Annotated in this window: 17 protein-coding genes and 1 other RNA gene; 13 read left to right on the plus strand and 5 right to left on the minus strand. The window is 47.5% G+C overall.

Annotated elements, in window-relative coordinates; all coding sequences use genetic code 11:
- Window positions 1-3: 3 nt before the first annotated feature.
- From AOC06_RS03440 to AOC06_RS03455, 4 genes are all read right to left on the minus strand, one after another.
- The gene (locus tag AOC06_RS03440) at window positions 4-960 is read right to left on the minus strand and encodes a tripartite tricarboxylate transporter substrate binding protein (protein WP_215337359.1); all 957 of its coding nucleotides are present in this window, start codon (window positions 958-960) and stop codon (window positions 4-6) included.
- Window positions 957-2,024, minus strand: coding sequence for a tartrate dehydrogenase (locus AOC06_RS03445; protein ID WP_215344735.1), 1,068 nt, complete (start codon window positions 2,022-2,024; stop codon window positions 957-959). Before AOC06_RS03445 ends, AOC06_RS03440 begins: the two co-directional genes overlap by 4 nt.
- Before the next feature lie 95 nt (window positions 2,025-2,119).
- The gene (locus AOC06_RS03450) at window positions 2,120-2,401 is read right to left on the minus strand and encodes a type II toxin-antitoxin system YafQ family toxin (RefSeq protein WP_215292264.1); all 282 of its coding nucleotides are present in this window, start codon (window positions 2,399-2,401) and stop codon (window positions 2,120-2,122) included.
- On the minus strand, window positions 2,388-2,651 hold the full coding sequence (locus tag AOC06_RS03455; RefSeq protein WP_112313890.1) for a type II toxin-antitoxin system RelB/DinJ family antitoxin: 264 nt from the start codon (window positions 2,649-2,651) through the stop codon (window positions 2,388-2,390). Before AOC06_RS03455 ends, AOC06_RS03450 begins: the two co-directional genes overlap by 14 nt.
- Before the next feature lie 114 nt (window positions 2,652-2,765).
- Between AOC06_RS03455 and AOC06_RS03460 the strand changes: the two genes are divergently transcribed.
- From AOC06_RS03460 to AOC06_RS03480, 7 genes are all read left to right on the plus strand, one after another.
- Window positions 2,766-3,251, plus strand: coding sequence for a LexA family protein (locus AOC06_RS03460; RefSeq protein ID WP_215337355.1), 486 nt, complete (start codon window positions 2,766-2,768; stop codon window positions 3,249-3,251).
- Complete coding sequence (locus AOC06_RS03465; RefSeq protein WP_215381250.1) at window positions 3,248-4,537, plus strand: Y-family DNA polymerase; 1,290 nt, start codon at window positions 3,248-3,250, stop codon at window positions 4,535-4,537. The genes AOC06_RS03460 and AOC06_RS03465 overlap by 4 nt, the downstream gene beginning before the upstream one ends.
- A gap of 26 nt (window positions 4,538-4,563) precedes the next feature.
- Window positions 4,564-4,698, plus strand: a complete 135-nt coding sequence (locus tag AOC06_RS08805; RefSeq protein ID WP_255880031.1) for a hypothetical protein — start codon at window positions 4,564-4,566, stop codon at window positions 4,696-4,698.
- A gap of 134 nt (window positions 4,699-4,832) precedes the next feature.
- Window positions 4,833-5,285, plus strand: coding sequence for a Smr/MutS family protein (locus tag AOC06_RS03470; protein ID WP_112203748.1), 453 nt, complete (start codon window positions 4,833-4,835; stop codon window positions 5,283-5,285).
- A 154-nt stretch (window positions 5,286-5,439) separates the two neighbouring features.
- Window positions 5,440-5,571, plus strand: coding sequence for a hypothetical protein (locus tag AOC06_RS08810; RefSeq protein WP_255880032.1), 132 nt, complete (start codon window positions 5,440-5,442; stop codon window positions 5,569-5,571).
- Window positions 5,572-5,683: 112 nt separating this feature from the next.
- On the plus strand, window positions 5,684-5,902 hold the full coding sequence (locus tag AOC06_RS03475) for a BrnT family toxin (protein WP_264080457.1): 219 nt from the start codon (window positions 5,684-5,686) through the stop codon (window positions 5,900-5,902).
- Entirely contained in the window at window positions 5,862-6,173 is a 312-nt protein-coding gene (locus AOC06_RS03480) for a BrnA antitoxin family protein (protein ID WP_215381251.1), read from the plus strand. Before AOC06_RS03475 ends, AOC06_RS03480 begins: the two co-directional genes overlap by 41 nt.
- Before the next feature lie 16 nt (window positions 6,174-6,189).
- Here the strand turns inward: AOC06_RS03480 and ffs are convergent.
- Window positions 6,190-6,288: signal recognition particle sRNA small type (ffs, locus tag AOC06_RS03485), an RNA gene on the minus strand.
- Window positions 6,289-6,320: 32 nt separating this feature from the next.
- Between ffs and dnaX the strand changes: the two genes are divergently transcribed.
- The 6 genes from dnaX to AOC06_RS03515 all read left to right on the plus strand — a co-directional run bounded on the left by dnaX (window position 6,321) and on the right by AOC06_RS03515 (window position 13,416).
- On the plus strand, window positions 6,321-7,952 hold the full coding sequence (gene dnaX / locus AOC06_RS03490) for a DNA polymerase III subunit gamma/tau (protein WP_215381252.1): 1,632 nt from the start codon (window positions 6,321-6,323) through the stop codon (window positions 7,950-7,952).
- Between the two features lie 36 nt (window positions 7,953-7,988).
- Window positions 7,989-8,309, plus strand: coding sequence for a YbaB/EbfC family nucleoid-associated protein (locus AOC06_RS03495; RefSeq protein WP_215352831.1), 321 nt, complete (start codon window positions 7,989-7,991; stop codon window positions 8,307-8,309).
- 20 nt (window positions 8,310-8,329) lie between these two features.
- Window positions 8,330-8,953 carry a recombination mediator RecR gene (gene recR / locus AOC06_RS03500; RefSeq protein ID WP_215381253.1) on the plus strand — a complete coding sequence of 208 codons (624 nt, stop codon included), beginning with the start codon at window positions 8,330-8,332 and terminating at the stop codon, window positions 8,951-8,953.
- A 173-nt stretch (window positions 8,954-9,126) separates the two neighbouring features.
- Window positions 9,127-10,530, plus strand: a complete 1,404-nt coding sequence (locus tag AOC06_RS03505) for a carbohydrate porin (protein WP_215381254.1) — start codon at window positions 9,127-9,129, stop codon at window positions 10,528-10,530.
- Window positions 10,531-10,685: 155 nt separating this feature from the next.
- The gene (locus AOC06_RS03510; protein WP_255880033.1) at window positions 10,686-12,137 is read left to right on the plus strand and encodes a TolC family protein; all 1,452 of its coding nucleotides are present in this window, start codon (window positions 10,686-10,688) and stop codon (window positions 12,135-12,137) included.
- 10 nt (window positions 12,138-12,147) lie between these two features.
- A complete protein-coding gene (locus AOC06_RS03515; RefSeq protein WP_215381255.1) occupies window positions 12,148-13,416 on the plus strand; it encodes an efflux RND transporter periplasmic adaptor subunit in 1,269 nt (422 codons plus the stop codon).

Here is a 13,416-nt window from a genome sequence, read left to right on the forward strand (position 1 = left end):
GCCTTACTTAATCATTCCCGCGTTTTTCGCATCATCCATTGCCTGCGCCGTCTTCTCTTTCATGAAGGCGGGCATTTTGCTCAGAGGAATGTCGACTAAAACAAAGCCGGCATCCTCTAGCTTCTTCTTGATCTCCGGATCTGAGTTCAATAAAGCAAAGTAGTCAGAGAGCTTTTGCTGAATCAGCTTTGGAGTCGATTTAGGAACCCCGACACCACGATAAGCACCATCTACCCAGTTGATACCTAATTCTTTAAAGGTGGGCACATCGGGTAGTGCAGGGTGGCGTTTCTCAGCAGCAATCGCTAAGGTGCGTACTTTCCCTTTTTGCTGAATGGCTAAAGGTAGATAACCCATCGCGCCATCGACGTGCATGCCAATTAAAGAAGTGATGAGATCACCAGTTCCTTTAAAAGCGATGTATTCAGTTTTAATGCCAACGGCTTTATTCAAGCGCTCAACTGCCATGTGGTTCGCTGAGTAGAGGGCTGAGCCCGCCAGACTGACCTTACCTGGATCTTTCTTGGCTGCAGCAACCAAATCTTGAAAGGTCTTGTAGGGACTATCGGCTGAGACCATCAAAGCATCTGGAGTGAAGTGATAGAAATAGATCGAATTAATATCTTCCGTCTTGAACTGAATTCCTTCTTGTAACGGCTGCAAGATGATGTGCGGAATATTCACACCCACTACCGTAAGCCCATCAGCAGGATAGCTATTGAGCTGGCTCCAAGCTAAAGCACCGCCCGCACCAGCACGATTAATCACGACCATCTGCTGGTTGTATTTCTTGGCAGAGAGTTCAGCCTGATAACGTGCAACCAAGTCAGACTCACCTGCAGCCGGAAAAGGGATGATGTACTGAATGGTTTTACCAGGGAAGGGCTGGGCATGAACCAGGCCAACCGCCAACAAACCCAAGCTCAAGAAGATCAAGCGTAAGCCAGAGATGATTCTCATTTGGAAACCTCCTCAATGACAGCATTAGTCACATCAGCCATCTTGGCAGTACCGCCGAGATCGCCAGTATGGAGTTTAGGATTAGCGGTAACTTTCTCAATCGCTTGCATGAGCTTGCCGGCTAAGACTTTCTCACCCAAGAAGTCGAGCATCATCACCGCCGACCAGAAAGTACCAATTGGATTGGCTAAGCCTTTACCCATGATGTCAAAAGCCGAACCATGAATGGGTTCAAACATCGAAGGGTAACGACGCTCCGGATCTAAGTTAGCTGTGGGTGCAATGCCCAAGCTACCAGCAAGCGCTGCAGCTAAATCACTTAAGACGTCGGCATGCAGATTGGTTGCCACGATGGTATCTAAAGACTCAGGACGATTGACCATGCGTGCAGTAGCAGCATCGACCAATTCTTTATCCCAAGTAACATCTGGAAAGTCTTTCGCAACATGGCGAGCAATTTCATCCCACATCACCATGCCATGACGCTGAGCATTCGATTTAGTAATCACGGTGAGATGTTTACGAGGACGCGATTGCGCTAACTTAAAGGCAAAGCGCTGAATGCGCTCAACACCCACCCGCGTCAGAATACTCATATCGGAAGCGACTTCAATGGGGTGGCCTTGATGAGCTCTGCCGCCTAAGCCAGCGTATTCACCTTCGGAGTTCTCGCGCACGATCACCCAATCGAGTTGCTCAGGCTTGCAATTACGCAGCGGTGTCTGAATACCCGGCAAGATCCGAGTAGGGCGTACGTTCGCATATTGATCAAAGCCTTGGCAGATCTTGAGGCGTAGACCCCACAAGGTAATGTGATCTGGAATATCGGGATCACCAGCAGAACCAAACAAGATGGCATCTTTAGAGCGCAATGGATCAAGACCATTGTCGGGCATCATCACGCCATGCTTGCGGTAGTAATCACCGCCCCAATCAAAGTGCTCAAACTCAAAAGCCACTTCAGGATGTTTCTTGCTCAGGGCGTTGAGCACCTTCTCGCATTCGGGAATAACTTCTTTACCAATTCCGTCACCTGGAACGGAAGCAATCTTGTACGTCTTCATTGGTCTCCTACTGTTCTATTTGTATAAGGCAATCTGCATTATGCGGATCCTAGAAGACAAAAGAACTTAGGGTTTATGGCTAGAAACCCTTAAGCCTATAAGCTTAATTCGCTATGTGATCCTAGTCGAACCAATTGAAGGATGCGCTGATCCGGTTTTCTGTAGATGAGGACTAAATCGGGTTTGATATGACAGTCTCTATGGTCCACCCAGTCCCCCGCTAAGGGGTGGTCGTGGTATCGATAGGGAAGATCCCAGTCATTAATTAAGTAATCTAAAGTTTCTTGAAAATCTCTAGCTAGCGTAAGTCGGTACCTACCTTTTAATTCTCTTTTGTAATCTTTTCTAAATTTTTTGGTGTATTCAGTCGTCCGCATTCAGGTCAGCCATTAAGTCATTAACAGAAGTAAAGGATTTGAGATTTCCTTTTCTAGCTTCTTTCATCGCAGCAATCGTTTCTGCGTTGGGACTTAATGGTTCAAAGGGCAGAGTCTTTTCTCTGGCTATGCGGGTCATCAGAATTCGAAAGGCATCAGACGGCGTTAGACCCATGGCAGCCAATATGGCGCTAGCTTCCTCTTTGATATCGCCGTTAATTCTGGCGCGAACTACTGCGTTTGCGGTCATAAACCCCTCCTTAATGAGCTACATTGTAGCTCAAAATAAGCAGATTAAGCCAATTTGGGTGCTTAAAAACCACTGTATTTGCATACTGTATAAACATACAGTATATTGGCACTTATGGAACTTCAGTCACCCACCACAAAAAGCACTCTAAGCCAAGCCCCACAGGGCTTAGCAGTCCATTTTGACGACTATGAGCTCAAGCTCCTGAGCCATCGGATTTCAGCAGGATTCCCTAGTCCAGCGGCCGATTACGCTGAAGATGGCCTGGATTTGAACCGCTATCTGGTCCAAAACAAACCAGCCACCTTCATGTTCACCGTGAAGGGGGATTCGATGATGGGGGCTGGCATTTGTGACGGCGATAAGGTCGTCGTCGATAAGGCCCTCAAACCGAAACATAAAGACATCGTGGTCGCTGTAGTCGATGGGGAGTACACCATCAAACGCCTCTACCAACTCAGAGGTCGAATTGAGCTCCAACCAGAAAACCCCCAATACGAAGCGATTACCTTCAACGAAGGCAGTGAGTTACAGATCTGGGGTGTAGTGGTAGGCGTAGTACGCAAGTACAGCCACGCTAGTAGCAGAGGCAAGCTATGAGCAGCAAACAACTCTTTGCTCTTGTCGACGTGAATAACTTCTATGTTTCATGCGAGAGGGTCTTTCAGCCCAAGTTAGAAGATGTACCCATGGTGGTGCTCTCGAACAATGATGGTTGCGCTGTAGCGAGAAGTGCCGAAGTCAAAGCGCTTGGCGTCAAGATGGGAACCCCTTGGTTCAAGATGAAAGATCTTGCAAAGGAGCACGGCATCCAAGCCTTCTCCTCAAACTACACCCTCTATGGCGATATGAGCGAGCGGGTAGTACAAACACTCAAACGCTATACGCCTAATTTTGAGGTCTACAGCATTGATGAGAGCTTTCTGAGAATTGAATCCGTACTGCAGAGTTATCCAGATGCAACACACCTAGGTCAAACGATTAAACAAGATGTGAAAGACACCACCGGCTTACCAGTCTGTGTTGGGATTGGTGCTAGCAAGACCTTGGCCAAGTTTGCGAATCACTTGGCCAAGAAGCAATCCCAGTTTGCCGGTGTATGTGATGTCGACAGCATGCCCAAAGAAAGCCTCTATCAATGGATGAGTGAGACCCCTGCAGCAGAAGTGTGGGGCATTGGCAGACAGCTGGCTAAAAAACTCCAGGTCATGAAGATCAATACCGTCTTTGATCTCTTGCAAGTCTCGCCGCAAACCATGCGCCAACAGTTTGGCGTAGTGATGGAAAGACTGTGCTATGAGCTGCGCGGTGTATCTTGCCTTAAGCTTGAAGAAGTCGCACCTGCCAAACAACAAATCATTGCCTCACGTAGCTTTGGTAAGTTAGTCACCAGCTTAGAAGAGCTTGCTGAATCCGTTGCTACCCATACCGCCAGAGCAGCCGAGAAACTCCGCAGCCAACAATCGGTCACAGGCGCGATCAGTGTCTTCATTAGAACCAACCCACACAAGCAGAACGAGCCCCAATACGCACAGAGCATCACCATCGCTCTAGAGAACCCTAGCGATAACACGCTCAAGCTCACCGAAGCCGCAATCGATGGACTCAAGCAAATCTATCAAAAAGGATTTCGGTATAAGAAAGCAGGCATCGTACTCAATCTGCTCTCAGACAAACCCACTACCCAACAATCTCTATTTGAAGATATGGAAACCAGAGGCAAGTCTGCTGATCTCATGAAAGCGATGGACGCAATTAACAGCCGATTTGGGAGCGGTGTGATTCGCAGCGCAACCACCGGCACGAAACAACAGTGGCAAATGAAGTCTGGCAATAAATCACCTAACTACACCACCCAGTGGGATGAATTACCTGTAGCACGATAAATCAACGACATAAAAAGGAGTATCAAATGGAACTACTCAATAACATTAACGGCCTATCACTAGTCATTGTGATGATCCTGTCCTACTTTGCTGTAGCAAAGAACACAAAGCACGATGCCTATGAAAAGAAACAAGTCGCAATGAATCGTCACTACCAGTAAGAGTCAGCAGGAAGGGAAATCAGGAAATCACGGATTCCTGATTTCCTCAATTAATAGAGTGCAAGTCAATACTTGATGTAGGTCTACTTCTTAAATCCTTTGTATGATGAAGGGAAGAGCTTAAGAAAAAAGTAATGCCCAAAGAAAAAACCTATCTGTGCTTGTGTCTTGATTGCGGGGGGCAACGCCAATTAATTGGTAACTGTCGTCTATGCGACAGCGCGCAAACTCCAGAGGCAATAACCGAAACCCTGATTTTCAATATGGAGCTTGGTTATCCAACCATAGAAGAGGCCATTGATAAGTTCGAGAGCTATCTCGATGCAGCATATGACGCAGGCTTTAAATCCATGGTCGTGATTCACGGATATGGATCTAGTGGATCAGGCGGTGGCATTAAGCAAACCATGCGACGCCATCTGGAAGGAAATTACTACCTACCTAAGGTAGGTAGCTATTACTTTGGCGAAGACCTCAAAGTAGGTAATGAAGCCTTTGAAGAATTACTCAAGGCCAGAAGCAGCATCAAAAAACACCAGTCTCACTTTTTAGGAAACGCCGGAACGAGTGTTTTGCTCTTGGGTTAAAAAACCAGAAATAAAGAATGAGGCCTGCAAGAACACCTTAAGTAACAGAGAAGAGTGGAGGGGAGAGAACTTTCCTACATTCTTTTCATCCATTCACTCTACCAATACCTAATCCAAGCTAATACGCTGAACCCTTCTTAATAGAGGAGGGTTCATGCAAGTTGCATTGGAATGTACTCACAAGCAAGCGCGGTACTTTAGGGTTGTTCTCGACGGTCGAACCGTCCTGGTCTTAGTTCTCATCTGGATGGTCTGGCAAATCTTAGCCATTCTGCACATCATTTAATTGTTTGTTACTACAAATAAATACTTGATTGCTGAATAATTTGTTACTACAATTAAATAGATTAATTGAGTTTGACCCTATAAAGAGGGCTCAAACATTGGAGTTGCGTGGCTTGGACTTTGCTCGAGCATGGGAAGTCTTAAGTCACACCACTCATACTATTGAAGATCTGCGAAAGAGTTATGGCGAGAGAAGATTTATTGCTATTGGATTTTTGGATGATCGATTAACGGTAGTGGTTTGGACTCCGAGAGGTCGAAAGAGAAGAATCATTTCAATGAGGTATGCAAATGAACGTGAAATTAAAGAATACGCAAAAGGAGTGGATTGATTCTGATGATGCTCCAGAAATTAGTGCTGCAGATTTACAGCGTGGTGTGTGGAGTGTTGAGGGAAGGGTCGTTTCAGAAAAAGAGGGTCGCAAAGCCTTTGCTAAAAGATTGCGTGGAAGACCGGTTGGTAGTGTGAGTAAGTCACCCAAAACACTGACAACCATTCGATTGTCTGCTGAAGTCATTGAACAATTTAAAGCTGCTGGTGCAGGATGGCAGACAAAAATTGATTTAGCACTTAAAGACTGGCTGCTAACCCATCGGCCATAAGTTCTTGAAAAGAAGGGTGGATGAGCCAAACCCCCGGCACTGACAGAAATTGGGTTTGGCTGCTTCGTTCCCGACCTGACCAGGTTATCCAACCCACCATGCGGGGAGGCCCATCCAATTCCATTTTAGCTTGTTAGAATGTAAAGCATGACTGCATTGGCACTAGCCCGTTCGTGGCGCCCTAAAACTTTTTCCCAATTGGTAGGACAAGACCATGTGGTCAAGGCTTTGACCCATGCTTTGGATCAGGGGCGCCTACATCACGCTTGGCTCTTTACCGGTACCCGCGGCGTGGGTAAAACCACGATTGCCCGCATTATGGCCAAAGCCCTCAATTGCATCGGCGAAGATGGTCAAGGAAAAATGACCTCAACACCATGCGGCAAATGCTCTGCCTGTACCGCAATCGATCAAGGTCGCTTTGTTGACTATATTGAGATGGACGCCGCCAGTAATCGTGGTGTGGATGAGATGGCTGCTCTATTAGAGAAAGCCGCCTACGCACCCAGCAATGCGAGATACAAGGTCTACATGATTGACGAGGTGCACATGCTCACCAATCATGCCTTTAATGCCATGCTCAAGACTCTGGAAGAACCTCCTGAGCACGTCAAGTTCATTCTGGCCACAACCGATCCCCAAAAGATCCCCGTCACCATTCTGTCGCGCTGCTTGCAGTTCAATCTCAAGCAAATGCCAGTACCTCTCATCGTTGAGCATTTGGAAAAAGTGCTTGCTGCAGAAAAAGTCGATTACGAAACCAATGCACTGCGCGTGATCGCTAAAGCAGGCCAAGGCTCAATGCGCGATGCTTTATCGCTGACCGATCAAGCGATTGCGTATGCCGCTGGCAAAGTCACTGAAGAATCTGTCCGCGGCATGCTTGGCACATTAGACGATGCGTACCTCATTCGTATTCTGGATGCACTAGCCAGTAAAGATGGCGCAACTTTACTCAATATCAGTAATGAGATGGGTGAGCGCAGCATGTCTTTCTCATTAGCCTTACAAGATCTATCGAGTTTGATTCAGAAGATTGCTGCTGCGCAAATTGTTCCAGAATCAGTTCTAGAAGATTGGCCGGAAGCAGCAGAAGTGCGACGCCTAGCAACAGTCTTTACCAAAGAAGAGATTCAGCTCTTTTATCAAATCAGCATCACTAGCCGTTCTGACTTATCGCTCGCACCAGATGAGCAAACGGGCTTTGCCATGACCTTGCTGCGCATGCTCGCATTTAGACCTGCCGGCTCAGAGCCTCAAGCTCTTAAAGCCAATGTAGCTAATACCACGCCTTCACGGCCTGCAGCGCCACCAGCCAGAACAGCGATGCCAAGTAATCGCTCTGAACCCAGAGCTGCCGCCCCAGCTAGCCCAAAGTCTCCAGCCGCATCTAGCGAGCGCCCTGATTGGCATACCCTGATGCGCGCTTTACCGATTAAAGGATTAGTGCAGCAGTTGGCTTTCCAGACTGAGTTGCAAGACTGGGCCGATTCCGCAACAGGGATTAAAGCCACGATTGTCACTCCCACACCATCATTGGCATCCGACGCTTCTGTAGCCCGCTTAACGGAAGTGTTGACTGCGCACTTTGGTAAACCCATCAAGCTCACGATTGAGAAGGGTGAAGTCGAAGGCAAGAGCGTTGCCAAAATTGATGCAGCGATACATCAAGAGAAAAGACAAACTGCCGAACAAATGATTGCAGCCGATCCGTTTATCCAAGCGCTTGAAAAAGAGTTTGGCGCGAAGGTGGTTGGTGGTTCTGTGAAGCCGCTATAAATCAATTACTACTGATACGTACTAAGGAAATACAAGATGATGAAGGGTGGAATTGCCGGCTTGATGAAACAAGCCCAGCAGATGCAAGAGAAGATGAAAAAAGCGCAAGATCAACTTGCTGCTTTAGAAGTAACAGGTCAAGCTGCTGGTTTAGTCAAAGTGACGGTCTCGGGTAAGAATGAGCTTAAGCGGGTGCAGATCGAACCCGGCGCAATGGATGATCGCGAGATGCTTGAAGATCTCATCGTGACTGCCTATGCCGATGCCTTCAAACAAGTAGAAGCAGCCAGTAGTCAATTGATGTCCGGTGCAACGGCAGGGATGCCAATGCCACCAGGCTTTAAGTTGCCGTTTTAATTGCTCATTCATCAACACTGATGGCTCGCCCCGAAGTTCCTCAAGACGCATTGCATCGATTAATCGAGGCACTGCGCGTTTTGCCTGGAGTAGGACCCAAGTCTGCGCAGCGCATGGCCTTCTATCTATTGCAGCATGATCGCAATGGTGCAGCAGTACTGGCTCAATCTTTGGGTGAAGCAGTCGAGACCGTTGGTCACTGCGCCCGCTGCAACACCTTTTCTGAAGATCAGATCTGCTCTACCTGCTCGGATGGACGGCGTGATCCCTCTTTGCTCTGCATTGTGGAGACACCCGCCGATCAGATCATGGTCGAGCAAACCTTGAGCTTTAAAGGCAATTATTTTGTGCTGATGGGCCGCATCTCACCTTTGGATGGCATGGGTCCTAATGAAATTCATTTTGATCGCTTGATGATCCGAATTGAAAACCCGGATACCGGAGTGCCTGTCAGAGAAGTGGTGCTGGCCACCAATTTCACGAGCGAAGGGGAGGCCACTGCCCATTACATCGGCGAGGTTCTCAAGGCTAAAGGCATTAAGGTCACCCGCATTGCCAGAGGTATACCAGTGGGCGGTGAACTCGAGTACGTAGATGCTGGAACGCTCGCCCGTGCCATGATGGATCGCAGGACTGTAGGTTAATGCGGGGCGGCCTACTGCGTCACTAAAGTGACATAAATCACCGTTAGATTGTCTGATTAGCGATAATACGGGCTATTTTTGGGGTTTTGGCCCCGTCCCCATTGAATGAATTGCTTGTTGCATTGCGGAGCAGGAAAAGGTCTTTGACCTGTAATGACCTTTAGTAACAGACCATGACCCGCAAATTCCTCCTTTATCTGCTGCTGAGTTTGATGAGCATATCGGCTTTTGCCCAAAAAGCAGGGACTGGCGCCGATCAAATATCGAGTATCGAACAGCCAATCAGTTGGTTTCCGACCGAGTATTCCATCGGCAGCATGCCGGTGAATGTTCACGGTCAAACAACCTATATCAACCAGCGCTATAACAATTTCACGGCATCCTATTCCGGACTGAACAGTATGTCAGCCCAAAAGTCGATGAGCTATACCTGGTCTGGCACATTGTTCTTTGGCGCTCGAATCTTGCCTGATACCGATGTCTATTTCAACCCAGAGGTCTTTTCAGGGGTGCCATTTTCAGGATTGGTTGGTTTAGCTGGCTTCACAAACGGTGAAGCCAATAAAGCGGCTGGCTCTCAAGCGAAGTTTTACTCAGCGCGCGCCTTTGTGCGACACACTATTAATCAAGAGGGTGACAAAGTCGAGCTGGCAGATGAGGCTAACCAAATCTCTCAAATTGTCAGTAGCAATCGCGTAGTGCTGACGGGCGGACAGTTTTCTGTTCTCGATATTTTTGATGACAGCACTTATGCCAAGGATCCCCGCGTTCAATTCATGAACTGGGGTAATTTGACTTACCTAGCTTATGACTATGCCGCGGATGCCCGAGGCTATAGCTGGGGCTTAGCGGGTGAATGGTATCGAGAGAACTGGGTATTTCGTGCGGCACGCATGTTGGCGCCTAAAGATCCGAATGGACGCGATTTGAACTGGCAAATCTTCCAATCGTATGGAGATCAGGTGGAGGTCGAGCGTCAGCACAATATTGGCGGTTTGCCCGGCAAGGTGAGTGTGCTGGCCTATCGCAACAAAATGGTCTTAGCCCGCTTTCAGGATGCAACGAATTACGTCCTGCAAAACAACGCCCAAGGTACCCAAGCGATCAACAATGTCCGCACCAATGAGCAATTCAAAACCGGTATCGGTATAAATGGTGAGCAGGCTTTAAGCAATACCGTTGGTATCTTTGGGCGCGCCTTTACCTCGGATGGCCATACGGAAACCATGTCGTTTACAGAAGCTGACAATTCTCTATCAGTTGGGGTCAGTATCAACGGTCTCAATTGGAATCGAGAGAAAGATACGATTGGTATCTCAATGATGCAAAACGGCTTATCAAGCTACCGACGTCAATATCTGCAAGCAGGCGGGGTCTCTTATTTCATTGGCGATTACGCCAGCCCAAGCCAGACCATTACTTATAAGCCTGAGCAAATTGCCGAGCTGTATTACAACGCCTTATTGGTTAAGAACGTCCTGCTTGGGGTGAACTACCAACACGTGAATAACCCTGCCTACAACTCGGCTCGAGGCCCAGTGCAGATCTATTCCTTTCGGGTCCACGCAGAGTTTTAATTATTGTGTTTAGAATCAATAAGTTAAGAATTTACTATTAATCGGAAATACATATTTCTACCTTATAATCCGTGCACTATAGGCCTTAATTGCTGGATTTGATCACTATTACGCAGCTAGAGAGACCATTGAGCTATTTATTAAATAAACAAAACTTGCAAAGTTCGCTAACACTGCGCGCTGGCTTTGTCCTTGCTCTCACCTTTATCTCACTTACTGCTTTTGCTCAAACCGATCCCTTCGCTATCACCACGCCGAGTCCATCGACCAATAATGTCGGCAAGGCATCTGTAGAGGTTCGCTCTGGTACAAATCTTGCTGCCCCAGCGCAAGAACCTGAGCGCAGAGTATTGGCTGATTCGAAATCGCTCGATGCCAATCGCAAGCCATACGAAATGGATTTGCGTCAACTGTGGAATGAGTTGCGAGCCAACAATCCGCAATTAATCGCTGCGCGTGAATCCTACTTTGCTGCCAAAGCGACCGTACCTCAAATTGCTGCGCCAGCAAATCCGCAAGTGGGTTTGATCTGGTCAGGCATGCCAGCCGGTTCCCCTTTAGCATTAGGAACCGCAGGTACCAACCCGAACGGACAGAACGGATACTCCTTTGCACAGCCCTTTCAGTTTCCAGGCAAGAAGAGCTTAGCGTCTGAGATTGCCGACAAAGGTGCTGAATCGATTCAGGCACAAAACGATAATTTGTATTTACAACTCGGCTCACAGTTAGCCACGATGTATTACAGCACCTTAGCTGCTCAACAACAACTCAAAGTCTTAAGTGATACCGTCATTCGGACTGAATTGATTAAGAATATTGCTAAGGCGCGTTATAGCAATCATGCCGCTGCTTACGTGGAGTATCTCAATGCGCAAGTAGCGCAGAGCTCTGCCGAGTCTGACAAGTTCAATCTTGAGCGTCAATTGAGCGTAGCTTATAAGAGTATCAACGTCATGATCGGGCGTGATCCTCGTCAAAAGATTGCTTTACGAGGTGATGCCGGTGCAGCAATGGGCAAGATTCCTTCGCTGCTGGAGCTAGAGTCTTACGCAGAAGGCTTTCATCCCATATTGAAAAGTACCAATTTACAGCTCGAGGCAGCAAAGAAGGGCGTTACCCTAGCTAAAGCAGCCTACTTGCCCGACTTTCAGGTTGTTGCTTCTCAGTACACCCCGAATCGCGGTCCGTTTACTTCCAATAATGGTCAAATGTATTACCAGATGGAATTTGATATTGTGATTCCACTCTATTTCTTTACTAAAGAGAAGTATGGAGTTGAGCAAGCCTTACGTAATCAAGGCGCTGCAGAAGCGAATGATGTAGCCGCCAAACAGCAAGTGGTCTTGGGTGTCGATTCTGCATTTGCTACCTATGAGCAAGCTAAAAAATACATGGAGTTCTTGAGAGATCGTCAAGTGCCCCAAGCGGATGCTGCATATCGCGTTGCCATTACTCAGTACGCCAATAATGGTCAAGGATTCAGTGATTTGCTCACAGCCCAAACTCAGTTAAGAACCTTAGAAATTCAATTAGCCCTTGCAAAAAGCAATTTACTGCAAGCTCAGGCAGCTTTATTGGCCTCAGCTGGTAAAGACCCCATCGAATAGGTGAACGCCCATGTTGAAAAAATACCTAGAGAAATTACAACCCTATCTCGATAAGCTCAAGCCTTATTGGGAAAAGCTTCGCCCTCAAGCTCAAGTTGCAATAGCCAAAGGCAAACACTTTTATAAACATGCCGAAGTAATCGCTCAACAAAAATGGGCGCAACCCCGTTTCAGATTAATCAGCTCTTTGCTTGGTGCTTTGGTTCTGGGCGTCGTCATCGGCATGATCTTTGCTCCTAGCAAAAACGATACAGAAAATACTCATAAAACCATTTCGGTAGATAAGACCGGCATCATTAATCTTTCATTGCCAGGTGTAACGCTCTCACCGGATGTATTTGAGTTTTATCAGACCGGCGAGTCGACTGCCCCCATCATGCTGTCTGTACCAGGACGTTTGGCCTATAACGCCGAGCGGGTTAAAGTCATCTCAGCCCGTGCTCCAGGAAGAGTAGAGCGCATTTACGCCTTTGATGGTGCCGTTGTAAAAGAGGGCGATGCTGTAGCGGACTTCTACAGCCCAGATTACGTATCTGCCCAAACGGAATACATTCTGTCGTCCAAGATGGTGGCAGCACTCAATAAAGCAGATGTGGGCACTTTGTATCAGGATGCTAAAGATACCCAAGAGGCCGCTGCTAATCATCTCCGGATTCTGGGAGGCAGCAATCAAGATATTCAAAGACTAAGAACAACTGGCCTTGCTAGTCCTACATTCCCGATTCGGGCACCTATTCAAGGTGTAGTGATTAAGCGTGCTGTCGATCCTGGTGCTTATCTTAATACAGGCGATGTTCTGGCAACGATTGCTGATCCTAAAAACCTATGGTTTGTTGGTAATGTTTATGAGCAGGACATCAGCAAGATCCATGTGGGCGATATTTTCCATCTGAAAGTTGAAGCATTTCCTGAGCGGGACTTTGTTGCTAAAGCCAATTATGTGGGCGCATCGATTGACCCAACAACCCATGCCCTAGTGATCCGTTGCGAAATCGAAAATGCGGATGGCTTACTCAAGCCTGAGATGTTCGCAACCGGCACTTTGGAGGTGGGCACAACGTCTGCCGTTGTCATTCCGACTTCTGCTTTGATTCAAGCTCGTAATGCCCGCTATGTGATCATCCAGACTGGCCCTGAGTCATATAGTCGTCTGCCGGTATATGGCTTTGAATTAAATGATCATGAGTTTGCAGTGACCGATGGCTTAACAGCGCACCAAACGCTCTTGATCAAAGGCGCCACTTTGCTTAACCAACGCTTTGCTCGAGAAGAAGATTAA

Source organism: Polynucleobacter paludilacus (assembly GCF_018687595.1).
Lineage (GTDB): Bacteria > Pseudomonadota > Gammaproteobacteria > Burkholderiales > Burkholderiaceae > Polynucleobacter > Polynucleobacter paludilacus.